At 68.6% G+C, this 23,705-nt stretch carries 26 protein-coding genes; 20 read left to right on the forward strand and 6 right to left on the reverse strand.

Features of this window, described 5'->3' with window-relative positions; genetic code table 11:
- Positions 1–157: 157 nt before the first annotated feature.
- The gene (locus ACV7NL_RS03040) at positions 158–2,749 is read right to left on the reverse strand and encodes a putative bifunctional diguanylate cyclase/phosphodiesterase (RefSeq protein ID WP_463354885.1); all 2,592 of its coding nucleotides are present in this window, start codon (positions 2,747–2,749) and stop codon (positions 158–160) included.
- A 254-nt stretch (positions 2,750–3,003) separates the two neighbouring features.
- Here ACV7NL_RS03040 and ACV7NL_RS03045 point away from each other — a divergent pair, with 254 nt between their 5' ends.
- The 3 genes from ACV7NL_RS03045 to ACV7NL_RS03055 all read left to right on the forward strand — a co-directional run bounded on the left by ACV7NL_RS03045 (position 3,004) and on the right by ACV7NL_RS03055 (position 4,395).
- Positions 3,004–3,282 carry a hypothetical protein gene (locus ACV7NL_RS03045; protein WP_056185686.1) on the forward strand — a complete coding sequence of 93 codons (279 nt, stop codon included), beginning with the start codon at positions 3,004–3,006 and terminating at the stop codon, positions 3,280–3,282.
- Between the two features lie 90 nt (positions 3,283–3,372).
- Positions 3,373–3,741, forward strand: coding sequence for a DUF4440 domain-containing protein (locus tag ACV7NL_RS03050; RefSeq protein WP_056485270.1), 369 nt, complete (start codon positions 3,373–3,375; stop codon positions 3,739–3,741).
- A 96-nt stretch (positions 3,742–3,837) separates the two neighbouring features.
- Positions 3,838–4,395 carry a metallophosphoesterase gene (locus tag ACV7NL_RS03055; RefSeq protein WP_247635175.1) on the forward strand — a complete coding sequence of 186 codons (558 nt, stop codon included), beginning with the start codon at positions 3,838–3,840 and terminating at the stop codon, positions 4,393–4,395.
- A gap of 51 nt (positions 4,396–4,446) precedes the next feature.
- On the opposite strand, the gene ACV7NL_RS03060 is transcribed toward ACV7NL_RS03055, so the two are convergent.
- Together ACV7NL_RS03060 and ACV7NL_RS03065 are read right to left on the reverse strand one after the other, a co-directional pair.
- The gene (locus ACV7NL_RS03060) at positions 4,447–5,289 is read right to left on the reverse strand and encodes a trypsin-like peptidase domain-containing protein (RefSeq protein ID WP_463357045.1); all 843 of its coding nucleotides are present in this window, start codon (positions 5,287–5,289) and stop codon (positions 4,447–4,449) included.
- Between the two features lie 102 nt (positions 5,290–5,391).
- Positions 5,392–5,619 carry a hypothetical protein gene (locus ACV7NL_RS03065; RefSeq protein ID WP_156376203.1) on the reverse strand — a complete coding sequence of 76 codons (228 nt, stop codon included), beginning with the start codon at positions 5,617–5,619 and terminating at the stop codon, positions 5,392–5,394.
- Positions 5,620–6,075: 456 nt separating this feature from the next.
- On the opposite strand from ACV7NL_RS03065, the gene ACV7NL_RS03070 reads away from it, so the two are divergent.
- From ACV7NL_RS03070 to ACV7NL_RS03135, 14 genes are all read left to right on the forward strand, one after another.
- Positions 6,076–7,959: a methanol/ethanol family PQQ-dependent dehydrogenase gene (locus ACV7NL_RS03070; protein WP_056185676.1), complete on the forward strand. Its 1,884-nt coding sequence runs from the start codon at positions 6,076–6,078 to the stop codon at positions 7,957–7,959.
- A gap of 418 nt (positions 7,960–8,377) precedes the next feature.
- Entirely contained in the window at positions 8,378–9,244 is an 867-nt protein-coding gene (gene moxJ / locus ACV7NL_RS03075) for a methanol oxidation system protein MoxJ (protein ID WP_463354886.1), read from the forward strand.
- Between the two features lie 149 nt (positions 9,245–9,393).
- Positions 9,394–9,987, forward strand: a complete 594-nt coding sequence (gene moxG, locus ACV7NL_RS03080; protein WP_056185670.1) for a cytochrome c(L), periplasmic — start codon at positions 9,394–9,396, stop codon at positions 9,985–9,987.
- Between the two features lie 92 nt (positions 9,988–10,079).
- Positions 10,080–10,370 carry a methanol dehydrogenase [cytochrome c] subunit gene (locus tag ACV7NL_RS03085; RefSeq protein WP_463354887.1) on the forward strand — a complete coding sequence of 97 codons (291 nt, stop codon included), beginning with the start codon at positions 10,080–10,082 and terminating at the stop codon, positions 10,368–10,370.
- Between the two features lie 414 nt (positions 10,371–10,784).
- Complete coding sequence (locus ACV7NL_RS03090) at positions 10,785–11,816, forward strand: AAA family ATPase (protein WP_463357046.1); 1,032 nt, start codon at positions 10,785–10,787, stop codon at positions 11,814–11,816.
- A complete protein-coding gene (locus ACV7NL_RS03095; protein WP_056485276.1) occupies positions 11,813–12,667 on the forward strand; it encodes a DUF58 domain-containing protein in 855 nt (284 codons plus the stop codon). Before ACV7NL_RS03090 ends, ACV7NL_RS03095 begins: the two co-directional genes overlap by 4 nt.
- A gap of 7 nt (positions 12,668–12,674) precedes the next feature.
- Positions 12,675–13,610 carry a nonribosomal peptide synthetase MxaA gene (locus ACV7NL_RS03100; protein ID WP_463354888.1) on the forward strand — a complete coding sequence of 312 codons (936 nt, stop codon included), beginning with the start codon at positions 12,675–12,677 and terminating at the stop codon, positions 13,608–13,610.
- Positions 13,607–14,656, forward strand: coding sequence for a vWA domain-containing protein (locus ACV7NL_RS03105; RefSeq protein ID WP_463354889.1), 1,050 nt, complete (start codon positions 13,607–13,609; stop codon positions 14,654–14,656). The genes ACV7NL_RS03100 and ACV7NL_RS03105 overlap by 4 nt, the downstream gene beginning before the upstream one ends.
- On the forward strand, positions 14,653–15,306 hold the full coding sequence (locus ACV7NL_RS03110) for an MxaK protein (protein WP_463354890.1): 654 nt from the start codon (positions 14,653–14,655) through the stop codon (positions 15,304–15,306). Before ACV7NL_RS03105 ends, ACV7NL_RS03110 begins: the two co-directional genes overlap by 4 nt.
- Positions 15,303–16,292 carry a VWA domain-containing protein gene (locus tag ACV7NL_RS03115; RefSeq protein ID WP_463354891.1) on the forward strand — a complete coding sequence of 330 codons (990 nt, stop codon included), beginning with the start codon at positions 15,303–15,305 and terminating at the stop codon, positions 16,290–16,292. The genes ACV7NL_RS03110 and ACV7NL_RS03115 overlap by 4 nt, the downstream gene beginning before the upstream one ends.
- Before the next feature lie 3 nt (positions 16,293–16,295).
- A complete protein-coding gene (locus ACV7NL_RS03120) occupies positions 16,296–16,829 on the forward strand; it encodes an SRPBCC family protein (RefSeq protein WP_056485284.1) in 534 nt (177 codons plus the stop codon).
- Entirely contained in the window at positions 16,826–17,767 is a 942-nt protein-coding gene (locus ACV7NL_RS03125; RefSeq protein ID WP_463354892.1) for a YncE family protein, read from the forward strand. The genes ACV7NL_RS03120 and ACV7NL_RS03125 overlap by 4 nt, the downstream gene beginning before the upstream one ends.
- On the forward strand, positions 17,764–18,279 hold the full coding sequence (locus ACV7NL_RS03130; protein ID WP_463354893.1) for a hypothetical protein: 516 nt from the start codon (positions 17,764–17,766) through the stop codon (positions 18,277–18,279). Before ACV7NL_RS03125 ends, ACV7NL_RS03130 begins: the two co-directional genes overlap by 4 nt.
- Entirely contained in the window at positions 18,269–18,934 is a 666-nt protein-coding gene (locus tag ACV7NL_RS03135) for a response regulator (RefSeq protein ID WP_463354894.1), read from the forward strand. The genes ACV7NL_RS03130 and ACV7NL_RS03135 overlap by 11 nt, the downstream gene beginning before the upstream one ends.
- Positions 18,935–19,118: 184 nt before the next feature.
- Here the strand turns inward: ACV7NL_RS03135 and ACV7NL_RS03140 are convergent, their stop codons facing one another.
- Complete coding sequence (locus tag ACV7NL_RS03140) at positions 19,119–19,367, reverse strand: hypothetical protein (protein WP_056185637.1); 249 nt, start codon at positions 19,365–19,367, stop codon at positions 19,119–19,121.
- Positions 19,368–19,801: 434 nt separating this feature from the next.
- Here ACV7NL_RS03140 and ACV7NL_RS03145 point away from each other — a divergent pair, with 434 nt between their 5' ends.
- Positions 19,802–20,530, forward strand: a complete 729-nt coding sequence (locus tag ACV7NL_RS03145; protein WP_463354895.1) for a DUF3750 domain-containing protein — start codon at positions 19,802–19,804, stop codon at positions 20,528–20,530.
- A gap of 317 nt (positions 20,531–20,847) precedes the next feature.
- Here ACV7NL_RS03145 and ACV7NL_RS03150 read toward each other — a convergent pair whose 3' ends face one another.
- Positions 20,848–21,312: a PilZ domain-containing protein gene (locus tag ACV7NL_RS03150; protein WP_463354896.1), complete on the reverse strand. Its 465-nt coding sequence runs from the start codon at positions 21,310–21,312 to the stop codon at positions 20,848–20,850.
- Positions 21,313–21,591: 279 nt separating this feature from the next.
- Positions 21,592–22,437, reverse strand: coding sequence for a helix-turn-helix domain-containing protein (locus ACV7NL_RS03155; protein WP_463354897.1), 846 nt, complete (start codon positions 22,435–22,437; stop codon positions 21,592–21,594).
- Between the two features lie 35 nt (positions 22,438–22,472).
- Here ACV7NL_RS03155 and ACV7NL_RS03160 point away from each other — a divergent pair, with 35 nt between their 5' ends.
- Both ACV7NL_RS03160 and ACV7NL_RS03165 read left to right on the forward strand, forming a co-directional pair.
- Positions 22,473–22,814 carry a hypothetical protein gene (locus ACV7NL_RS03160; protein ID WP_463354898.1) on the forward strand — a complete coding sequence of 114 codons (342 nt, stop codon included), beginning with the start codon at positions 22,473–22,475 and terminating at the stop codon, positions 22,812–22,814.
- A 169-nt stretch (positions 22,815–22,983) separates the two neighbouring features.
- Positions 22,984–23,376 (forward strand): exopolysaccharide production protein YjbE, encoded by a 393-nt coding sequence (locus ACV7NL_RS03165; protein WP_247635197.1) that lies wholly within the window; start codon positions 22,984–22,986, stop codon positions 23,374–23,376.
- The last annotated feature ends 329 nt before the right edge of the window (positions 23,377–23,705 follow it).

A 23,705-nucleotide genomic window follows, 5' to 3' on the forward strand; every position in this document is an offset into this window, starting at 1 on the left:
GGCCGGTCCGTCACACAGACGGGCCGGCCTCGCCCGGAGCGTTCCCAGCGCGCGCGTGCCAGCGCATGGCGCTTCCGCGAAACCGTCCTCGCACAGGCCGGCCTTCTGCTCGCGCAAGGGGTCACGGCGACCGAATGACGGCGGCCTGGACCCGGCGCTACGCCGCGCGGCCGAGCGGGTCCGGCGCGGGGTTCGACGAAGTGTTCGACGCAGAATTCGATGACGTGCGGGCCGGGCGGCCGATCAGGTAGCCCTGGACCGCGTCGCAGCCGAGCGTCCGCAGGAGCGCGAGCTGCTCGGCGGTCTCGACGCCCTCCGCCAGGGTCGGGATGCCCATGTCCCGGCCCATCTGGGTCACCGCCCGGATGACCGCCAGGGATTGCCGGTCGGTCAGGGCCGCGGCGACGAAGCTCCGGTCGATCTTGATCCGGTCGAGGGGCAGGTCCCGCAGATGGACGAGGGACGAGTAGCCGGTTCCGAAATCGTCCATCGCGATCTTGATGCCGAGGCGGCGCAGGGCCGTCAGGGTGTGGGCGATCTGCGGTCCATCCTCCACGAGGGCGGTTTCCGTCAGTTCCAGCTCCAGGCGGTTCGCCGGCAGGCCGCTCCGGGCCAGGGCCTCGGTGACGTGCGACAGCAACTGGGGCGAGCGCAGCTGGACCGCCGAAACGTTGACGGCGAGGTGCTGCTCCGGGGGCCAGCCGGCGGCGTCGCGGCAGGCCTGCTCCAGCACCCACCGGCCGATCGGCACGATCAGGCCGTTCTCCTCCGTGAGCGGGATGAAATCGGCCGGCGAGACCAGCCCGCGATGGGGATGGTTCCAGCGGATCAGCGCCTCGAACGCGACGATCCGGTCGCTCGCGAGGGACAGGATCGGTTGGTAGACCAGATGGAACTGCTGGCGGACGAGGGCGCCGCGCAGGTCGGCCTCGAGGCGTCCGCGCTCGGCCAGGGCCTCGATCATGCCGGGTGCGTAGCAGACCGCCTGGCCGCGGCCGCGGCGCTTGGCTTCGTAGAGGGCGATATCGGCCCGCTGCAGGAGGTCGTCCGGGCCGGCCGGGGCGTCCGGGCCGGCGAGGCCTTTCGGGTCGCCCGCCCGCACGCACAGCCCGATGCTGCACCCGATCACGACCGTGGCTCCGTCGAGGCTGTAGGGCCGTTCGATCGCCCGCACGATCCGGTCCGCCAACGTCTTGGCGGTTGCCAAGGTGTTGGCCGTTGCCAGTGTGTTGGCGGTCGTCACGGCCTGGGTGGTCGTCAGGTCTTGGGTGGTCGTCAGGTCCTGGCTCGCATCCGCATCCCGGCCCGGAATCAGGATCGCAAGTTCGTCGCCGCCATGGCGGGCGATGAAACCGTCGCCGGCGCAGTCGCGCAGCCGGGCCGCGACCGCCACCAGGAGTTGGTCGCCGACCGTATGGCCGAAGGTGTCGTTGACCGCCTTGAAGCGATCGAGGTCGATCAGCAGCAGGGCGACGCGTTCGCCGTCGCGATGGGCTGCGCGCATCCGCTCGTTGAGCGCCCGCCGGTTGCCCAGCCCGGTCAGGGGATCGCGGTAGGCCAGATGCGAGATTTCCTCCTGGGCGCGCCGGTCCCGGGTCACGTCGTCGTAGGTCAGGACGGCGCCGCCGGCGACGGGCTGGCAGGCGATCGACAGGATGCGGCCGTCGTCGAAGCGATGCTCGATCAGGGTCTCCTCCGCCCGCTCCATCCAGAGCCGGTGGTTCTCCAGAACCCGGGCGACGCGCGCGGCATCCCAGCCGTTGGCCCGGCCGGTGGCGGCCAGAAAGTCATCGACCCGCATGCCCACCCGCATGGTGTCCGGTGCGAGGTTGAGCATGGTGCAGAGGCGCTGGTTGTAGAGCTCGACGATGCCGCCGGACGAGATCTTGAGGATGCCGTTCGACATGTTCTGGAGCGCGGTCGCCAGCACGGTCAGGTGGGCCGTCTCCTGGGCCTCGAATCGCCGGGTCGCGGCCAGCACCACGACGGCGCCCAGGATGAGGATCGCCGCACCCGCCGCGGTCAGCAGGCTGAGGGCGACCTGGATGTCCGAGAGATGTCCGTCGGGGCGCTGCCCGGTTACGACGGTGCCGGCCAGCGAGATGAAATGCGTGCCGCACACCGCCAGCACGATCAGGCCGCAGGCCAGGAGGCCGGAATTGCGCCAGCCGGACCCATCCGAGGCCGGCACTTGCGAAGCCGGCACTTGCGAGGCAGGCCCCTGCGAAGCAGGCACTGGCGCGTCCGGCGAACGCCGGTCCGGCAGAAGGCGCGCGACCGCCATCAGCGTCGCCCCCACGAGGCCGGCCAGGGCATTGGCCCAGACCGACTGGCTCTGGGTGCAGCCCTCCAGGGCCGCCATGCCGGTGACGTGCATGGCGCCGATGCCGAGACCCGAGGCGGCGCCGAGGAGGCCCCGGCCGACCCGGCCCGCCGGCAGGGCGGAGAGCCCGAAGGGCAGCCCGACCGCCAGCACGGCGATCAGGACGGAGACCAGCGTGGTGGCCGGATCGTAGCCGAGGATGATGTCGGTCCGGTATCCGAGCATCGCCATGAAATGCGTGGTCCAGACGCCGAGGCCGGCCGCCACGGCCGTGCCGGCGAGCCAGATGGGGCGTCCCGCCGGAGCCGCCTCGACCCTGCGCAGCAGGTGGACCATCAGCCAGGCGCTGAGGGCACAGATGGTCGCGGCAGCCAGGACGAAGCTGAACGCCTGGGCCTCGATCAGCGTGACGAAGGTAAGCATCATGCGCCCCTCTTAGCGGGCCAGATCTTTTCTCTTCCTCAAGCGCTTACGTAAACGAGGACTTACGATTTTCTGGATCGGAATACTTCCGCAACACAGATCAATATCCTTTGTTGCGGCGCGGCTGTCGCTCACTTTTTTGTGATTCACACCCGATCGAAGCGCGGGCCGGCGCCGGTTCGCCGCACCCCCGGCCGCGTGGCGATCCGTCGGCGAAAAACGTCTAGGATGGGTGCGGGCGGGACGAGGATGACGGGATGGCCTTCAAGGCGAAATCGGCGGCGGAGACGAAGGCGGCGGACCTGGCCTCCGCGCTGATCCGGATCGCGGACCGGGAGGGCGCGCCCCTCACCATCGGGGTCGACCCCCTGCGTCAGGCCAATCCGCGCCTGACGCCACTCGCGATCGGCCAGACCTTCCGCAAGCACCGCGACAGCCTCGACGCGGCCCTGGCCGAGCGCGGCTACGTCCTCGTCGACTATGCCGATCTCGGACCCGGACGCGGCATGGCCTTCACCATCGCGGCCGACGCGTAGGGCGGGCACCGCGACCTGCGGACCGCCACGGAACGAACCGCTCCCAGGCGGCGTCATCCTGTCGATTCGTGACAGATCGAGGAGACACCGATGGATGATGCCCGCGTCTGGTCGTTCGAGGAGAGCCTGTGGGTCGGCGACGCCGACCACTACCGCGAACTCGTCGACGAGGAATGCCTGATGGTGCTGCCGCAGCCCCCCTTCGTGCTCGGCGGCGCCCAGGCGATCGAGGCGGTGGCCGACACCCCGCGCTGGTCCCGCGTCGAACTGTCCGAGGGGCGGATCTCCCGACCCCAGGAGGGCCTCATCGTCATCGCCTACCACGCCAAGGCCTCCCGCGACGACGAGACCTACGAGGCCAACTGCACCTCGACCTATCGCCGGCTCTCGCCCGAGGTGTGGCGGGTGGTCCAGCATCAGCAGACCCCGCCCCTGATCGCCCCGGCGGCGGAGGCCTGAGCGGCCACCCCTCATCCGGGGCGCGACAGCGCACCGGGTTGCCGCCCGGCCGGGGAACGCCATCTGGCCCCGTCCGGACACGCGATGATCGGCAGGATGACAACCTTCTTCACGGCCGACACCCATTTCGGCGATGCCCCCCTGGTCGCGCGGCGCCGCTCCGCCTTCGGCTCGGTCGAGGGCCACGACGAGGCCCTGATCGCCCGCTGGAACGCGGTGGTGGCGCCCGGCGATACGGTCTGGCACCTCGGCGACTTCGCCGCCGGGGCCAGCCGCCCGCATTGCGCCGCGGTGTTCGCCCGCCTCAACGGCATCAAGCGCCTGGTGCGGGGCAACCACGACACCAACCGGGTCCTCGAACTGCCCTGGGCCGAGCCGCCGGTGGAGAGCGCCCGCCTCACCGTCGCGGACGCCCTCGGGCGGCCCTGGCGGCTCTTCCTGTCGCATTATCCGCACCGGTCCTGGCCCGGCTTCTGGCGCGAGACCCGCCATCTCTACGGCCACACCCATGCCTGCCTGCCGGATACCAGCCGGTCCTGCGATGTCGGCGCCGATGCCTGCGACTACCGCCCGCTCGACCTGGCGACGCTGCTGGCGCGCCAGGAGGCCGCTCCGCTCGCCCCCGAGGAGATGGCGGCGCGCGGCCTGCGCTGAATCGATGTCACGGCGCCGGCGGCCCGATGTCATGGCGCTGGCCGCCGGGTTTCATGGCGCCGGCGGCCCGATGTCCTCCGGCGCGACCCGGGCGCGGATCGCATCGAGCAGGGCGCCCTCGAACATCAGGGCGGAGCCGTAATGGTACTCGATGTCGAAGACCCGGCGCGAGTTCATCGACAGCGAGGCGCTGTGAAGCGCCACCAGCCGGCCGTGGGTGTCGAACAGGCCCGAGCCCGAGCCGCCATAGCCGTTGTTGCAATCGTGCCGGACGCGGCGGATGGCGTCCTCGCTCGGCGGATCGATCTGCCGGATGGCGCAGGGTTCGAGGCTGGTCTGGCCGGGATAATTGGCGTGCCCCCCGGGCGACACCATCACCACCGGCACCGTCCCGGTCCCGGTCGGCAGGTCGGGCGCGGCCGGGATCGGCTGCGGACGGACGCCCTCGGCCGCCTCCGCCAGTTCGACCAGGGCCCAGTCGTCGGTGATGTGGAGCGAGAGGGCGCCCGGCACCGTGCCGAAATGCAGCGTGGCGGGACGGAAGGCGTAGTTGCGTCCGCCGATCTGGAAGAAGCAATCGGCGATGTCCCGCGTCGGCTCCAGGTGCCGGCTGCGGAAGTTATGGGCGTTCATCACCACCAGGCGCCGGCTCCCGATCAGCCAGGCCGCCGCGGCCTTGCGGGGAATGCCCTCGGCCCGGCAGTAGAGCACGCCGGCGCCGGGATAGCGCGCGTAATCGGCGCCCGCCAGTTCGCGCCGCCCGTCCTCCGGATAGAGGGCCGCGACCCGGTCCGCCGGGTCCGGCCCGGCGGCGGCGAGCAGGCCGGGAGCGCCCCACGCGATCAGCCCTGACCCGATCGCCAGCCGGCTGCACGCCCGCAGGCCGCGCCCGATGATCCATCGGAGCCGCAAGCCCTGGCCGGGCCGGATGTCGTGCATGTGCCGCGAGCCCCGCATCCGCGCCGCGCCTGTCCGCCTGTCCGCCTGGGGCTCGGCCTATTCGGTGGCCTTCTGGTGCACCGCGACGCAGATCTTCACCGCCTGCTCCAGCTTGATGTCGCGGGGATTGCCGATGTTGGCCGTCTCCTCGAGGCAGCGGACGAAGTAGTTCCGGTCGAGTTCGGGCGAGACGGTCGCGAACGCCTTCGCCATCCGGGTGGCGAAGGCGATCTTGTCCGGGGTCGGCGTGCGCGGCCAGCGGGCGACCGGATCGTCCAGGGTCAAGGACGCCGCCTCCGCCGTCGCGCACAACCCGCAAGACAGCAATAAGATAAATCTAAGATGTCGAACCATGGAAAATGCCGAACCGTGCGATGATCTGTCGTCGAGCGATGTACACCTTCGATCGTCTCAGGTCGCCGTGTCAATTCAGACTTTTCCGCTCAACGACAGGGGCGGATCTGCACTTGCGCTCTTCCGAATCCAAGCCCCCGGGATTGCCGATTGATCCCGATAAAAAAGTGCCAACATCCCGCAGACAGGGACCAAGACAAATGCTTTTATGAATAGCCAGCCGATCAGTAATAAAAACTTTATAAGAACGATCCTGCCTCAGGATAGTCTTATGAATATGAGGACACCCTGAATTCAATACAGGGGCCTTCTCTGATCCGGCGAAATCAAACGCTGCCCCGAACCGAACGGTCAACGGGAGCGGCATTCAGGGTAGGAGACGGTCGAATGAACAGGTTTCTGGCTTCGGTCTCGGTGCTGGCGATCGGCGCCCTCGCGCCGATCGGCCTGCCGAGCATGGCCTCGGCGAACGACAAGCTCGTCGACATGGCGAAGGACGACGCCAACTGGGTGATGCCCGGCAAGAACTACGATTCGGACAATTACAGCCCGCTCAAGCAGATCAACACCAGCAACGTGAAGGATCTGAAGGTCTCCTGGAGCTTCTCGACCGGCCTGCTCAACGGGCACGAGGGCGCCCCGGTGGTCGTGGGCGGCAAGATGTACGTCCACACCTCCTTCCCCAACAACACCTTCGCGCTCGGCCTCGACGATCCGGGCAAGATCCTGTGGCAGGACAAGCCCAAGCAGAACCCGGCCGCCCGCGCGGTCGCCTGCTGCGATCTGGTGAATCGCGGCCTCGCCTACTGGCCCGGCGACGGCAAGACCCCGGCCCTGATCCTCAAGACGCTGCTCGACGGCAACGTCATGGCGCTCAACGCCGAGACCGGCGAGACGGTGTGGAAGGTCGAGAACTCCGACATCAAGGTCGGCTCGACGCTGACGATCGCGCCCTACGTGGTCAAGGACAAGGTCATCATCGGCTCGTCCGGCGCCGAGCTCGGCGTGCGCGGCTATCTCACCGCCTACGACGTGAAGACCGGTGCCCAGGTCTGGCGCGCCTACGCCACCGGCCCGGACAAGGACCTGCTGCTGGCCGACGACTTCAACATCAAGAACGCCCATTACGGTCAGAAGGGCCTCGGCACCGCGACCTGGGAGGGCGATGCCTGGAAGATCGGCGGCGGCACCAACTGGGGCTGGTACGCCTATGACCCGGGCACCAACCTGATCTACTTCGGCACCGGCAACCCGGCGCCGTGGAACGAGACCATGCGTCCCGGCGACAACAAGTGGACCATGACGATCTTCGGTCGCGACGCCGATACCGGCGAAGCCAAGTTCGGCTACCAGAAGACCCCGCACGACGAGTGGGACTATGCCGGCGTCAACGTGATGATGCTGTCGAACCAGAAGGACAAGGACGGCAAGGATCGCAAGCTCCTGACCCATCCGGACCGCAACGGCATCGTCTACACCCTCGACCGGACGGACGGCTCGCTGGTCTCGGCCAACAAGATCGACGACACCGTCAACGTGTTCAAGTCGGTGGATCTGAAGACCGGCCAGCCGGTGCGCGATCCCGAATACGGCACCCGGATGGACCATCTCGGCAAGGACATCTGTCCTTCGGCGATGGGCTACCACAACCAGGGCCACGATTCCTATGATCCCGAGCGGAAGCTCTTCTTCATGGGCATCAACCACATCTGCATGGATTGGGAGCCCTTCATGCTGCCCTATCGTGCCGGTCAGTTCTTCGTCGGCGCGACCCTGAACATGTATCCCGGCCCGAAGGGCGATCGCCAGAACTATGAAGGTCTGGGCCAGATCAAGGGCTACAACGCCATCACGGGCGAGTTCAAATGGGAGAAGATGGAGCGCTTCGCGGTCTGGGGCGGCACGACGGCAACCGCCGGCGGGCTGGTGTTCTACGGAACCCTCGACGGCTACATCAAGGCGCGCAACTCGGACAACGGAGACCTTCTCTGGAAGTTCAAGATGCCGTCCGGCGCCATCGGCTACCCGATCACCTACACCCACAAGGGTGACCAGTACGTCGCCATCTACTACGGCGTCGGCGGCTGGCCGGGTGTCGGCCTCGTGTTCGACCTTCAGGACCCGACCGCCGGCCTCGGCGCGGTGGGCGCGTTCAAGAAGCTCGCCAACTACACCCAGATGGGCGGCGGCGTGATGGTGTTCTCGCTCAACGGCAAGGGCCCCTACGACGACCCGAACGTCGGCGAGTACCAGACGGCGGCGGCCAAGTAGGCAGCACGACACGGCAGCGCCCGCCTCGTGAGCGTGTCCCCCTCCCCCTTGTGGGGAGGGGTCAGGGGTGGGGGTGGCTCCGCTGGCCTTCGTCCGTCGAGGATCAACCGACCACCCCCACCACTCACGCCTCCCCCGAGGGTCGGGTGATCGCATCTGCGATCTGCTTGTCTGCGATCTGCTTGCCGAACGACTGATTTCAGCACCCCGTCATCCCGGGGCCGCGCAGCGGAGCCCGGGATCCAGAAACGCAGGGGGTGCCATTTCTTACGCTGTCGGCGGCTCTGGATTCCGGGCTCGCCGACGGCGACCCGGAATGACGGTGTGCCTCATCTGTGATTGCTCTGCCGCAACGGGCCGCGGAGCCGCGCCCCGGTCCCAGAAGACTCCGACCAACAAGAACAACGGAAACGCTCCCATGTCCTTCGCCACAGGATGCTCCTTCGCCACAGGATGCCTGTCCGCTGCGGTTCTTCTCGCCCTCGGCGGGGCCGCGGTCGCGCAAGGCGACACCAAAGCCGGGCCGGACGACAGGATCCTGCGGGTCTGCGCCGCGAACCAGCCGCCGCTCTCGCTGAAGGACGGCAGCGGGCTGGAGAACCGCATCGCCTCCGCCGTCGCCGAGGCCATGGGCCGGAAGGCGGAGTTCGTCTGGTCGGACAAGGCCGCGATCTATCTGGTGCGCGACAGCCTCGACAAGAAGCTCTGCGACGTGGTCGTGGGCCTCGACAGCGACGACCAGCGCGTGCTGACGACGAAGCCCTATTACCGCAGCGGCTACGTCTTCGTGACCCGCGCCGACCGCGACCTCGACGTGAAGTCCTGGGCCGATCCGCGGCTCAAGACCGTCGACCACATGGTGGTCGGCTTCGGCACGCCCGGCGAGGTCATGCTGAAGGATATCGGCCGCTACGAGGAGGACATGGCGTACCTCTACTCGCTGGTGAACTTCCGCGCCGCCCGCAACACCTACACGCAGATCGATCCGGCCCGGATGATCAGCGAGGTCGCCACCGGCAAGGCCGACGTGGCGGTCGCCTTCGGCCCGGACGTCGCCCGCTACGTGAAGGACTCCCCCCAGCCCCTGCGCTTGAGCCTGGTGCCCGACGACACCACCCGCAGCGACGGCCGCAAGATGCCGCAAAGCTTCGATCAGTCCATGGGCGTGCGCCGGGACGACACCGCCCTGAAGGCGGCCCTCGATGCGGCGATCGTCAAGGCCAAGCCGCAGATCGAGGCGATCCTGAAGCAGGACGGCGTGCCCCTCGTGCCCGCCACCAACTGAGGCCGGCCCGGCGCGGACCGCCGGCCCCCCTTCACCCTCCTCTCGCCTCCGCCCTCCCCTCGCCTTCGCCCTTTCCTTCGCCACTCCCTTGTCCGGCGCTCGCCTCCGAGCCCGGCCGTTTCGCCCCTCGGCGTCATCAGGTCATCGTCATGCGTGATTCCAAAGGCTTCCTGGCCATCTGCCTCAGCGTCGCCGCCGTCCTGGGCGGCGTCGCGGCCCTGGCCCAGCCGGCCGCCGGTCCCCAGACCGGCTTCGTCTTCCGCAACACCGTCACGGGCGAGCAGCTCAACGTCGCCGAAGGCAAGGAGGGCGGCCGCGACACCCCGGCGGTGAAGCAGTTCTTCCAGTCCGGCAAGAACGCCTACATCGACGACAAGTCCTGCCTGCGCAACGGCGAGTCCCTGTTCGCGACCTCGTGCTCCGGCTGTCACGGCCATCTGGCCGAGGGCAAGCTCGGACCCGGCCTCAACGACAATTACTGGACCTATCCGTCGAACACCGAGGATACCGGCCTGTTCGCCACGATCTTCGGCGGCGCCAACGGCATGATGGGGCCGCACAACGAGAACCTGACCCCCGACGAGATGCTCCAGGTCATCGCCTGGATCCGGCATCTCTATACCGGCCCGGTCCAGGATGCCGTCTGGCTCAACGACGCGCAGAAGAAGAACTACACGCCCTACAAGCAGGGCGAGACCTTCCCCAAGGACGTGAAGGGCCAGTGCCCGCCGCTGGAAGAGTAACGTCCGAGGAAGTCACGGCGCCATCCGTGAGGCACCACCGCGCACAGCCGCAACACTGATCGAAACAACACCGATCAACAGAGGAGACGACCATGCGGACTTTCATCACAGCCCTGGCGATCGGCGCGGGCGCGCTGCTCGCGGTTCCGGCGATGGCCTATGACGGCACCAAGTGCAAGGCGGCCGGCAATTGCTGGGAGCCGAAGCCCGGCTTCCCCGAGAAGATCGCCGGCACCAAGTACGACCCGAAGCACGACCCGAAGGAACTCAACAAGCAGTCCGAGTCGATCAAGGCGATGGAAGAGCGCAACAAGAGGCGCATCGAGGCCGCCAAGAAGACCGGCAAGTTCGAGTACGACGTCACCAAGCTGTCGTCGAACTGACCACGCCGTCCCGATCCTTCGCGACCCGGCGGGGCGGCCGTCCGGACGCCCCGTCCCGGGTCGCACCGGTTGCCGTCGCCGGGTCGTCGTTCCCCCGGGACGCTGTTGCCCCGGGTCTTCCTTCCCTCGGGTCTTTGTTCCCTCGGGTCCTGCTTCCCCCCGGGTCTTCGTTTCCCCCCGGGTCTTCGTTTCCCCCCGGGGCCTTCGTTTCCCCCCGGGGTCTTCGTTTCCCCCCGGGGTCTTCGTTTCCCCCCGGGGCCTTCGTTTCCCCCCGGGGTCTTCGTTTCCCCCCGGGGTCTTCGTTTCCCCCCGGGGTCTTCGTTTCCCCCCGGGTCCTGCTTCCCCCCGGGTCTTCGTTTCCCCCCGGGTCTTCGTTTCCCCCCGGGGTCTTCGTTTCCCCCAAGGCTGAGCATGATGAATCAGGTCCGCTCCGGCGATGCGATGCTCACCGACTGGCGCGGGGCGGCCGGCCGCTTCGAGGCCGCATTGGACGGCGCCGTGCTCGGGCAGACGCGGGCGATCCGGCTCCTCACCATCGCGCTGTTCGCCCGCGGCCACGTCCTGCTGGAGGGCGATGTCGGCGTCGGCAAGACGACCCTGCTGCGGGCCGTGGCGCGGGCGCTGGGCGGTGCCTACGAGCGCGTCGAGGGCACCGTCGACATGATGCCCACCGACCTCGTCTACCACACCTACCTCGCCGAGGACGGGCGCCCCCGCGTCGAACCCGGCCCGGTGCTGCGGCAATCCGAGGACCTGTCGATCTTCTTCTTCAACGAGATCAACCGGGCCCGGCCGCAGGTCCATGCCCTGCTCCTGCGCCTGATGGCCGAGCGCACGCTGACCGCCTTCAACCGCGAGTACCGGTTCCCCAACCTGCAGGTCTTCGCCGACCGCAACCGCGTCGAGCGCGAGGAGACCTTCGAGCTGCCGGCGGCCGCCCGCGACCGCTTCCTGATGGAGATCGGCCTGGAGGCGCCGCAGGACGCCGAGAGCCGGCGCGCCCTGGTCTTCGATCCCCGCTTCCACGACACCGACGCCCTCATCGCCGGCCTCGACGCCGGCGTCCTCGATCACGCCGCCCTGCCGGGCATCGCCGCCGCGATCCAGCACGGGGTCCAGGCGAGCCCGGCGATCGAGGCCTACGTGATCGGGCTCTGGGACGCGCTGGTGCGGCCGGCGCAGGCCGGCATCCGCCTGCCCGGCCTCGACATGGAGGCCCTGGTCCAGGGCGGGGCCTCGCCGCGCGGCGTCGCCTTCCTGGTCCGCGCCGCCCGCGTCCGCGCCTGGCTGGAGGGGCGCGACTGGATGGTGCCGGAGGACATCCGGGCGATCTTCCCGGAGGTCATGGCCCACCGGGTCTTCCTGGAACCGATCTACGAGATGCGCCGCGCCGCGATCGTGCCCGAGCTGTGCCGGGCCGTGTTCGAGACCGTGCCGGCGCCATGAGGGAATCGCGCCAGCCCGACATCGTCTACCGCCCGCGCGGGCGTCCGCCCGGCACCCGCCCCGGCGCCCATCGCGGCCGCGAATCCGGCGGCCTCGGCACCTTCCGCGATCAGGTGCCGTTCCTGCGCCTGCCCGACGCCCGCCGCATCGACGTGCGGGCCACCCTGCGCGACCCCTTCGAGGGCACGGTGGTGCGCCGCTTCGAGGCCCGCACCCCCATCGAGGTCTGGGCGCTCGTCGACCTCTCCGCCTCGATGCGCTTCTCCGGCGAGGCCGACCGTGGGGTGCTGGCCTCCGATTTCTGCCGCGGCCTCGCGGCCTCGGCCACCCGGATCGGCGATCCCTTCGGGCTGATCGGCTGCGACGGCGCCATGCGGGAGGACGTGTTCCTGCCCGCCAGCCGCGCTCGCAGCCAGGTCGCGGCGGTGAGCCGCCGCCTCGCGGACGCCGCCTGCACCGGCGACCGCGCCGACGGCTTCCTGGCCGCGGCCCGCCGCCTGACCGGCCGCCCCAAGATGGTGTTCCTGGTCTCCGACTTCCGCTGGCCGGAGCCGCTGATCGCCGAGGTCTTCGCCGCCCTCAGCCTGCACGACCTCGTCCCGGTGGTGCTCGGCGATACCGCCGAGGCCGAGGGCCTGCCGGAGTGGGGCCTGCTCGAACTCGACGATCTCGAGGGCGCCGGGCGCCGGGTGGTGTTCATGCGCCCCGCGCTGCGCCGGCGCTGGATCGCCCGGGAGGCGGCGCGCGCCGAGTCCCTGCGACGCATCGCGACCGCCCATGGTCGTCCGCCCTTCCGCCTCGCCGGCCGCTTCGACCCCGACGCGGTCAGCCGCCACCTCCTCGGCACCTGAGGCGGCCATGCCCATCCCCCCCGCGATCCGCCTCGCGCTGATTCTCTCGGCCCTGACCCTGTCCGCCGCCGCCGAGGCGCAGGTCCGGTCGGTGGAGGTCCGCACACCGCGTCCCTTCGGCTACTTCCTCGGCGATCTCGTCCAGGCCCAGGTCGACCTCGTGGTCGAACCGGGCTTCCGACTCCAGAGCGCGTCGCTGCCGCAGCCCGGCGCGCTCACCTACTGGCTCGACCTGCGTGACCTCGACGCGACCGCGTCGGTATACGGCGACGCCCAACGCGTCCGAATCGCGCTGACCTACCAGACCTTCTACGCCGCCCTCGACGCCCGCGCCCTGGAGATCCCGGGCTTCACCGTGACCTTCGTCAGCGAGAGCGACCACGGCGCCACCACCGTCAAGGCCGAGGTGCCGGCCTGGTCCTTCAACGTCTCCCCCTTGCGGGAAGTCCAGCCCCCCGCCCGGAGCGACCCGCGCGATTACCTGCGTCCCGACGGCCAGGTCGGCCCCGGCGATCCGCGCCCCCTGCTGCTGGGCGCAGCCGCCTCCACCGCCCTCGCGCTGCTGGCCTTCGCGGGCCTCGCCCACGACCGGACCTGGTGGCCGTTCCAGGCCCGGCGCAGCCGCCCCTTCGCCGTCGCGGCCCGCCGCATCCGCGCTCTCACCCGCCGGACCGAGGGCGATGCGGCGCCGCGGGAGGCGCTGCTGGCCCTGCATCAAGCCCTCGACACAAGCGCCGGGCGCCGGCTCCTGGCCGACGACCTCGGGGCGTTTCTCGAAGGCCACCAAGCCTTTAAGCGCTGGGGTCCCGATCTCGCCCGCTTCTTCGAGGCCTCCCGCCGGACCTTCTTCGGGCCTGAGGCGGAGGCGAAGTCCGGTGCCCTCTCGGGCGCCGATCTGGCGAGCCTCGCGCGCCGCCTCGCCCGCGTCGAGCGATCCGCATGACCGACGCCCTGGCCCGCCTTTCCGCCGATCACCCGCTCCTGCTCTGGCTGCTGCCGCTCGCCCTGCTGCCGCTGCTGGCCTCGGCCCAGCGCGCGACGCCGGTGGCCTCCATCGCGGCCGGCCCGCCGGACGGCCTGTCGCGGGCGGTCGGCGTGATCGTGCGGCTCGGCGGCATCCTCGCTCTCGCGGGCCTGATCCTCGCCCTGTCCGGCCCCTATCGGCAGGGCGAGACCCTGACCCGGACCGGGATCGGAGCCCAGGTCTCGATCCTGATCGACCGCTCGGGCAGCATGAACGAGACCTTCGCGGGCCGGCAGCCCTCGGGCGCCGAGGAATCGAAGGCCGCCGCCTCGCGGCGCCTCCTCGCCGCCTTCGTGGGCAGCCGCACGCACGACCAGTTCGCCGTCACGGCCTTCTCGACGGCGCCCATGCTGGTGGTGCCGATGACCGACCGGCACGACGCGGTCCGCGCCGCCATCGCGGCCATCGACCGCCCGGGGCTCGACTACACCAACATCGCGCGCGGGCTCGCCATGGGGCTGTCGCAGTTCGGTGCGGCCAGCCCCTCGACCTCGCGCGCCCTGCTGCTGGTCTCGGACGGTGCGGCCGTGATCGACCCGCGGGTGCAGGAGACGCTGCGGGCCGCCTTCACCCGCCTCCGGCCGAACCTCTACTGGCTCTTCCTGCGCACCAAGGGCTCCCCCTCGATCTCGGACAGACCGCAAGGCGAGGATACCCCGCAGGCGGCGCCCGAGCGCCACCTCGACCTGTTCTTCAAGAGCCTGCGCACCCCCTACCGCGCCTTCGAGGCCGAGGGCGCCGAGGCGGTCGCCGATGCGATCACGCAGATCGAGCGGCTCGAGCGCGACCCGATCCCCTACACCGAGCAGCGCCCGCGTCGGGACCTGGCCGGCTTTGCCTACGGCATGGCCCTGATCGGATTGCTGATCCTCGTCCTGGCCAAGCTCGGTGAGGCCGACCTGCGCCGGACCGGCTCATCCGATGCCGCGCCGAACCGGAGCCTCCCCGTGAGACTGGCCGCATGACGACGCGCGTCACCCTGCCGGCGCGACCGCCCGCGATCCCTGCACGCCCTGCCTTGGGATTCGCCCGGCTCGTTCGGGTGCCGCTTCGGACCGGGTGGGCGCGCGCCCGTCCGATCCTCCTCGCCCTGCTACCGATGCTGCTGCTCGCCTGCGCCCTGGGCTTCGCGGCCGTTGCTTGGCGGATCAGCCGGGACACCGCAACCATCCGCGCCCTGTCCGAGGGGCGGGACATCGCGGTTTCGGCGGAGGCGGCGCCCTCGCTCGTGCTCGCGCGCGTCCTACACCTCGCCCGGCGTGGCGCCACCGAGGCGATCGAGCCGCTGGTCGAGGCCCTCGACACGCGCGGCGCGGTGGATGCAGCCTCGCGTGCCCGCTACGCCTTAGCCAACGCCCATCTGCGCCAAGCCTTCGATCATCTCGAGCGCGGCGACCTCGATCCGGCCGGCCCCCGCATCACCCTGGCGCGTCAGGCGTACCGGCGGGCGCTCCAGGGCCGGCCAACGTTCTGGGACGCCAAGTTCAACCTCGACGTGGCCTCGCGCCTGCTCCGTGACTTTCCCGAATTCGATCGGAAGTCCGGCGATGCCCTGGCGGCCGAGCCGAAGAAGATCTGGACCGACATCCCGGGCCAGCCCAGGGGCGAGCCGTGACGGCCAGCAGCCCGATCGCCCGCAACTTGCGGGACTGGCGTCTACGCGGCCTTGCCGGAGCCCTCGGCCTGGTGGCGCTGACCTTCGTGGTCCCGCCCCTGAACCTGACCCGCGACGGCGTATCCATCCTGGCGGTCGTCGACATCACCGGCAGCATGAACGTCCGCGACTACGTCAATCCCGATGGACAGCCGGCGAGCCGCATCGAGACCGCGAAAACGGTCCTGCGCGACCTCCTGGCGCGCTTGCCGTGCGGGTCGCGACTGGCGCTCGGCCTCTTCACCGAGCGGCGCCCCTTCCTGCTGTTCGCACCGATCGAGACCTGCAGCGGATTCGCGCCGATCGACGGAGCGCTGGCGGCTCTCGATTGGCGCATGGCCTGGGAGGGCGACAGTCGTATCTCCGCCGGCCTGTTCCGCAGCATCGACCTGGCGGCCGAACTCGGCACCGACCTCGTCTTCATCACCGACGGCCAGGAGGCGCCTCCCCTCCCCAGCAGCGGCGGTCCTCGCTTCGACGGCAGGCCCGGCGCCGTTCGGGGCCTGATCCTCGGAGCGGGGGCTTCCGGCCTGTCGCCAATCCCGCGCTACAACGACCGGGGCCGGGAGACCGGATTCTACGGCCCCGGCGACGTGCAGCAGGAGAACCGCTTCGGGCCGCCACCCGCCGACGCGGAGAGCCGCGACGGCTATAACCCGCGCAACGCCCCCTTCGGCGCCGCGGCCGCGACCGGCATCGAGCACCTGTCCTCGGTGCGCGAGCCCTACCTGCGCGCGCTCGGCCGCGAGACGGGTCTCGCCTACGCGCCTCTCGCCGGACCGGCCGGTCTCGCCTCCGCTCTCGCCGCCGAAGCCACGCCGCGTCCCGTCCCGGGGCACTTCGATCCGCGCCCGGTGCTGGGCGCGATGGCACTGCTCCTCCTCCTCGCAACCTTCCTTTCCGCCCTTTTGCGCGCGCGCGGATTCCCGACCTGGAAAAAGGCCTGATCGATGCGTCTCGGTGTCCTCACGATTTCCCTCTCCCTCCTGTCCGGGGCAGCCCTGGCGCATGGCCCGACTCCGCAGAAGGTGGATCAGACAATCGTCATCGCGGCCAAACCCGACGCCGTCTGGAAGGTCGTGGGCGAGTTCGCCGGCATCGATCGCTGGCACCCGGACGTGGCCAGGAGCGAGGGCAGCGGCGGAAACAAATCCGGCGGCAGTCGCAAGGTCACCCTCAAGTCCGGCGGCACCCTCGACGAGGGTCTCGACGAAATGGACGCCGCTGCCCGAAGCTACTCCTACCGTCTGTCCGAACCCGACCTGAAAGGGCTGCCGGTCTCGTCCTACACGGCGACCCTCACGGTCTCGCCGGAGGGTGACGGCTCGAAGGTCGAATGGCTCGGACGCTTCTACCGGGGCGATACCGGCAACGAGCCGCCGGAGAACCTGAGCGACGAGGCCGGCAAGGCCGCCATGAACCGCTACTTCGCCGACGGCCTCAAGGGTCTGAAGGCCCGCGTGGAAGGAAAGCCGGCGCCATGACTTGGCGCTGTGCTCTGGTGGGCCTGCTCGTCGTCCTCGGCGCCGGCGGGGTGCAGGCCTCGCCCGTCTACGTGGCGAGCCAGGGCGCCGGCACCCTGGTCGCTCTGGCACCGGGGCCATCGGTGAGCGCAAGCCCCGTCGTCGTGGGCCGCTCGCCCGCACAGGTCGTCCCAGGCCCGAATGGGCTGTTGTACCTGACCCATCCCGACGCGCGACAGATCTCGGTCTTCGACGCCCGGCGCGGATCGCTCGTCCGGACCTTCCCGGTGGACGGGCAGCCCTTCGGCATCGCGGTCTCGGCCGATGGCGCACGGCTCTTCGTCGGCGATTGGGCCGGCGACCGGGTGATGCGCCTCTCGGCCGAGACGGGCGCGCTGGAGGGAACCGTCTCGGTCGGAAAGGAACCCGCGGCCCTCGTCCTCGATCGGCGCGGCAGGCTCTACGTGGCGGATCGCGAAAGCCGGCAGGTCAGCGTGGTCGACTCCCTGCGCCTGGAGCGCATCGCGACGATACCCGTGGGCGAGGCCCCGTTCGCCCTGGCGCTCGATCCCACCGAGGATCGCCTCTACGTCGCGAATGTGCGCAGTGGTACCGTCAGCGTCATCGACACGGTCGCTTCGCGGACCATTGCGACGTTTGCCATCGGCGGCATGCCCTACGGTGTCGCCGTAAGCCCGGATGGCGGCCTGATCCTCGTCACCAACCAGCAGGGCGGAACCCTCGTTGTCGTCGATGCGACCGATGGTATGTGGCGGGCGACGGTACCGGTCGGGCGCTATCCCGAAGGCGTCGTCATCGCCGAGGCGTCCGCCTACGTCGCCAACTGGTTCTCGGATTCCGTGTCGGTGATCGACATGGCGACGTTGCGGGAGACGGCACGGATCGCCGTGCCGGACGGTCCGCGTAGCCTCGCTGTGGCGCGCGGAGGGGACCGGTGAGGTCCGCCGCGTCGCAGGCGCTCCTCCTGCTCTCTCTCCTCCTGGCCGGTTGCGATGGCGGCGAGCAGCCCGCGGAGCCGGCGGTCGTTGCGACGAAATCCGGTCCCGAGGGACCCAAATGGCTTTCGCCCACGGATGCGACCGAACCGGCGCTGTGGCTCGCCAGCCAAGAACCTCGACAATCGGCCGAGACCATCACGGAGCGAACAGACCACCTGAGGCACAGCCTCGCGCGTGCCAAGCGGACCTTCATCGAAGACCCTCGCATGATCGCCAACCGCACGGTGCAGCTCGGGCAGATGCTTGCGGAAGCCGGACAGGGCGAAGATTACAGCGCCCTTCTCGATGGTCTGGAGGCAGCCGCAGCCACGAGCCACCGCAAACAGCTCTTCGGCGAGCTGTGCCAACATTACTACAACTCTCGCCAGCAGGGCCTGGACCGAACCAAGGCTCTCGTACGTCTGACCGACCGCTACGCCGCCCAGGCGATCACAGAGGGCGATGCACAATGAGGACCTGGCCGTGCAACGGGGCGTCCATCAGGCGATGACCAGTGTCCTCATCGCCGATGATCATCCGGTGATCCTTCGGGGATTTCGCACCCTCATGGAAGATGTCGGCGTCGAGACCATTCTCGAGGCGAGCACGGTCGTGGACGCTTACCGGGCCTTCTGCCGCCAACATCCCACAATTGTCGTCTGCGATCTGACCTTCGGCGATCAAGGGGTTTCGGGTCTCACGTTGATCCGACGCATCAGAAAATTGGAGCACAGAACTGGAATCCTTGCCTTCAGCATGCATGACGATCCGATGATCGTTGCGCGCGCGTTGGAAAGCGGAGCGACCGGGTATGTTCTCAAGGACGCGCCGGCAAAGGAATTTCTCGAGGCTTTCGCGTGCGTTCGGACCGGCCGGCACTACCTCGAACATGAGCTTGCCTTGCGGATCGCCATGCTGAATGCGGACACGCAGCAGCCGAGAATGTCGAACCTGACCGAGCGCGAGTTTCAGGTGCTCGCTCTGATCAAAGAGCGGCGCTCCTACCAGGACATCGCAACCGAATTGTCGATGAAGTACAAGACCGTCGTCAACGTCTGCTCATCGATCCGGCAGAAGCTGGGTGCAAAGAACTTCGCCGATCTGGTCAGGGCCGCGCTGGGTACTTGACGGCAGAAGAGCGAGTCGCTCCTCTTTGCCGCAGCACGACGTGTCTGGTCAGAGCCCGAAATGCCTGGATGCTGCCACCGCGGCATCCCGCAGCGCAGATGCCGCTGGGGTTTGGCTGAGAGCGGACGACGGATACGCGTCGCACTGGGGCGATCGCAATGCCTTCCGGACAGCGGCGATCCCGTCAATCCGCACGGTTGGCTGCGGCGTCGGCCACGATCCGGACGGTGCGCGACGCGATCATCGGCTTTGAAGCGGCGACCGGCTGCGGGGTGGTGGTGAGGTCGCTGAGGTTCCGGGTCTGCTGCAGCGCGCGGGCCTGATCCCGATACAGGGGCGGCGTCAGGTACAGTGCCTCATCGGCCAGCGCGACAGTGCCGGCAAAGGGAACGGCGGCGAGAACCGCGACGGTGAGGGCGTAAACGACACGCATGACAGATCTCCGAAACGACCGACGCGATGGCGTGGCCGATGGAGTGATTGAACCATAGATTTGTGCGGTGCGGTCTGCTCATTTTGCAACGCAACATAACGCGTGCGGCGGGTCTCGGGGGATTTATAAGACATTCGCGCGAGCGTACGCCCCGCCAGTCTGAAGATCGAAGGCATGCTTCAAATGCAGGGAGCTGAAATCTGCAATTTCTCAAGTCAAAATACAATTTCAAGTCAGTCAAAGTATTTTTGAGGCCTGCCCCGCTCCGGTGCTCGATGGGCGCATCTCTCAGGCGACCATAAGCGGTTCCCGCACGCCGCCGCAGCCGTCGGAACACACCGTTTTTGCAGGACGGCGACGCGACTCTTCAGACGCTTGGAGTCCGCTGAAGCGGCACCCCATATTCGAGGTTCGTTCACGCCTGCGGAACCCTCGTGTTGAAGATCGCTGCGCTCGCCTTCATCGTCTTGTATCTGGTCCCCATCGCCTTGTCCGCCATCGTCTATGTCAGCCAGTCCCGGGGAGACTGGCGTTCGGCCGATCGCTCCAGTACGGGGCTGCTGCCACCGGCAAGGACGAATCCGGACGCCGTTGTCCGCGTCTTCTCGGCCCGGACGGTGAGTTGGCGCGGCATCATCGCGACCCATAGCTGGATCGTCATCAAGACGGCCGATGCCAAGGCCTATCAGCGTTTCGACTACACGGCCTGGGGCGAACCGATCTGGATCGACCGCTTCGTGCCAGACGGGCGCTGGTTCGGAAGCATCCCCGAGACCATCTTCGCAGCCGATGGCAAGACGGCCGAGAGCATGATCCCGAAGATCCGCGAAACGATTCGGACCTACCGCTACGCGCAGCCAGGCGACTACACGGTGTGGCCGGGTCCGAACTCGAACACCTTCGTCGCCGCCGTGATGAGTGCCGTCCCCGAGATGAAGGCCAGCCTTCCGTCCACCGCCATCGGCAAGGATTTCCCCTATGACGGTCGCTGGATCGGTTTGACGCCCTCGCGCACGGGAATTCGGCTCAATCTCGGCGGTTATTGCGGCCTGACCGTGGGATGGATCGAAGGCATCGAACTGAATCTCCTCGGTGCGGTCGCGGGGATCGACATCCGGCGTCCGGCCCTGAAGCTGCCCGCGCTCGGCCATATCGGCCTGTAGTGCCGGAGCCGTCGACTGGATCGGTCCTGGCGTGCTCGACGGAAGGCTTCACCTCGGTCGTCGGCACCAGCGTGACGGACTGGCGGAGCTTTCTCGGCGCACCCGCAATGATGCGCGGCAGCGCAAGCTTTCATGGCGCCGAGGCAGGGCGTGCGTGGCGAAGAGAGCAGGATTTCCGTCTGGTGCAGAGCTCGACGCACGAGGACGTTGCCTCCAGATCGAGGCTGTGGACTTGGATGACGATCTTCGTCCGATCATCGTGCCGACAGCAGGAGCCGCTCCCGATCACGCCCCTCGGAGAAGCCCTGAGGTGAGATCTACCAAACAATGTCGGGCGTGACGTCTTCGGGGCGAAGCGGCAGGAAAAACCGCGCGGCGAGACCGTCATCGGTATACCGGACGACGGTCGCCCTTCGGCGCCCAATGGCGAGGGTGGTGCCGATCTCGACGTGGGTCGTCAGGCGCACGGTCGCTTCGGTCATCGAGAGGCTGAGAAGAATCCCGGTCGTGTCCGAACCCGTTTCGGTGCGCACGCGGACTGTGTTGAACCGGGGGATGACGCCGTCGTGATCGCGCGCCCGGCCCGCTTCCGTCGCTCGGCGTCGATGCCATGCGAGGCGCGCACCAAGCCGGGAGAGATGCGCGGTGGTGGCCTGGACATGAATCAGGCATCGGCCCCCTGGGGTGTTCTCGGCGACGATGCCTTCGATGACGCCCAAGCTTTCCACATGGCAGAGCAGGGGTATGCCCGGCTGGACGGCCGAAGCCAGAACGAGTTCCATGGTATCGGCGTCACGACACCGGATCGCGCAGGCTTCTTCGGTCCCGTTCGGAAGCAGGGCGCGTCCGAGCAGATCGATGGCTTCAGGGTTTGGCATCAGGTGAGCCTTCATGGGGATCCTCCAGAACTCTCCGGACGGTGACGGGCGCGGACCTCCGGGTTGTCCGGTCGAAGATGTTCGGCTCTTGCGAGGGATCGCCTCTCGTCGCGGCGGGCGCGAAGTTCGAAAACCGCCGGGGGACGGGTTTCGCGCGACTCCGCGACGGCGCACCCCGATCCGTCACACCGTCAGGGTCATCATCCAGGACAGGAGAACCGGCTCGTCCCGCCCGCGGGTGCGCGGGGAGGCCTCGCCGACGCTCGCGTCGCGGGGCAGAAACCCGAACCGGCGCCGGAACGCGCGGCTGAACGTCTTCTCGTCGGAGAAGCCGACTGCGTAGGCGACCGCCGAGATCCGCGGCCGGGTGCCGGACCGGGTCAGGAGACGCAGAGCGTGAAGCAGACGCCGCTCGCGGATGTAATTCGCAGCGCCGCCATCGCCCTCGAAGTGCCGGTACAGCGTCGTCCGCGAGACATCGAACCGGCTCAGGAGTGTCTCCACGCCGAAGCCCTCGTTGCCCAGTTCGGATTCGATGAAACGCCGCATCTCCAGGTCGATCATGAGATCGGCGGCGCGGGCGTCCCCCTTCACCGGTTCGAAGCTCGCGGCGCACAGGGCCGCCACGACCTGCGACAGGTGAAGCGCCTGGCCGGGCTCGACGGTGTCGGCACAATTCACTAGGCCGGACAGGTAGGTCCGGAACATCCGCAGGGCCGGGGCCGACAGGCAGTCGAGGGACTGGCCGTGCAGAGTCTCCACCGTCGCGATGCGATCGCCCAGCAGCTTGCGGGGAATCATGACGTCGGTGGCCGAAACGGCCTGCGCCTCGCAGACGACCGGCTGGGACAGGTCGAACAGGACCATCTGCCCCGCCTGCACCCGGACGTCGCGGCGTCCGACCGCAAAGCGGCTCTCGCCGGACGCGTGGAACTGCAGCAGCACGTGTTCGCACCGCTGCAGGTCATGTTTCCGGATCCCGGCTATGTCCTCGCCCTCGAGCGGGACCCGCGCTTTCAGAAGGCCCATGGCAGCCCTCGGTCGCAGTCTTCGAGGGCGCCGTCATGGTGGCATGGCGCAATCTCGACGTGGTGTTCTTTCTCAGCGCCACGGGCGCTCTGTCGATCCTGTTCACGCTCTGTCGCATGGGCGGAGAGGAGGCCGACCTTTCCGAGATCGCGCCGCAATTCGGCGTCTCCCGCACGCATATCCGCAACATTCTGCGCGCCGCGAAGGAGCGGGGCTTCATCGGCCATCACGGCGAGCGCCGACAGTTCATCCGCCTGATGCCGGCGTGGATCACCGCTTTCAATCGGTTCATGGCGGATTCGCAGGCCTACAGCGACCTGACCTACCGCCTGGGGCTGGCAGCGTTGGCGGACCACGAAGCACCGCTCCCGGCCTGAGGGGCGCACCCCAACGCTGATATGAGAGGTGGTCTGCGCTGCAGCGAGTCTTCAGGGCCGGGACAAAGATATGGTGGCAGCCAAACTTGCCAAACGATCCTGCCGGATGGGAACCGAAGTTCGCGATGCGGAATTATTCTTCCCGATAACAAATCTGGAGGAACGCACGATGAAATTCTCGATGATTGCCGGCGCCGCTGCCATTCTCGCGCTGACGTCCGGAGCATCCCTGGCGGCTCCCTGCAACACCGGGGCGGTGAAGGGCAAGACGCCTGAGCAGCACGCGGCCAACGACAAGAGCTCGAGCGTCGATCAGGGCAGCAAGAATCTCGCGGGCGGCCAGCAGCCGGCGTCCCCCGGCACTGTCGGTGCCATGAACAATGTCGGCGCCAATCAGGGTGTCGGTGAGAAGCCGGGTTCGGGTACGGCCGCCAAGGGCAATGAGGATCCCGCGAGCAAGAACCTCGCGGGTGGCCAGCAGCCGGCCGCGCCAGGGACCGTGGGCGCGATGAACAACACCGGTGCGAACCAGGCTGTCGGCAAGTCGGGCGACGATTGCTGATCGCCTGATCGGCATGACACGGCTCGCGTCGAGACGCGATGTCTGACGCGCGATGAAGGAGCCCCGGCCGCGTCGCGGTCGGGGGTTTTTTTAATGCAGGGGGCAGCCCGTGCAGGCTCGACCCACCAACGATGTCGGCCCGGCGCTGCGGCTTCGGGACTTTGGCCATGCCTGGATCTTGGCCATACCTGGATTTTGGCGATCCCTCAATCATACCTTGGTGATCGGTCTAGGGAGATGAGAGGCTGCCGCACCTGCTGCAGAGCGCGCTTCATTCAAGGCTTGGAGACCAAGATCGCCTGCGACTCCTTGCGTCCGCGACCGGCGGA

The sequence above is a fragment of the Methylobacterium sp. Ger2507 genome (assembly GCF_055231875.1).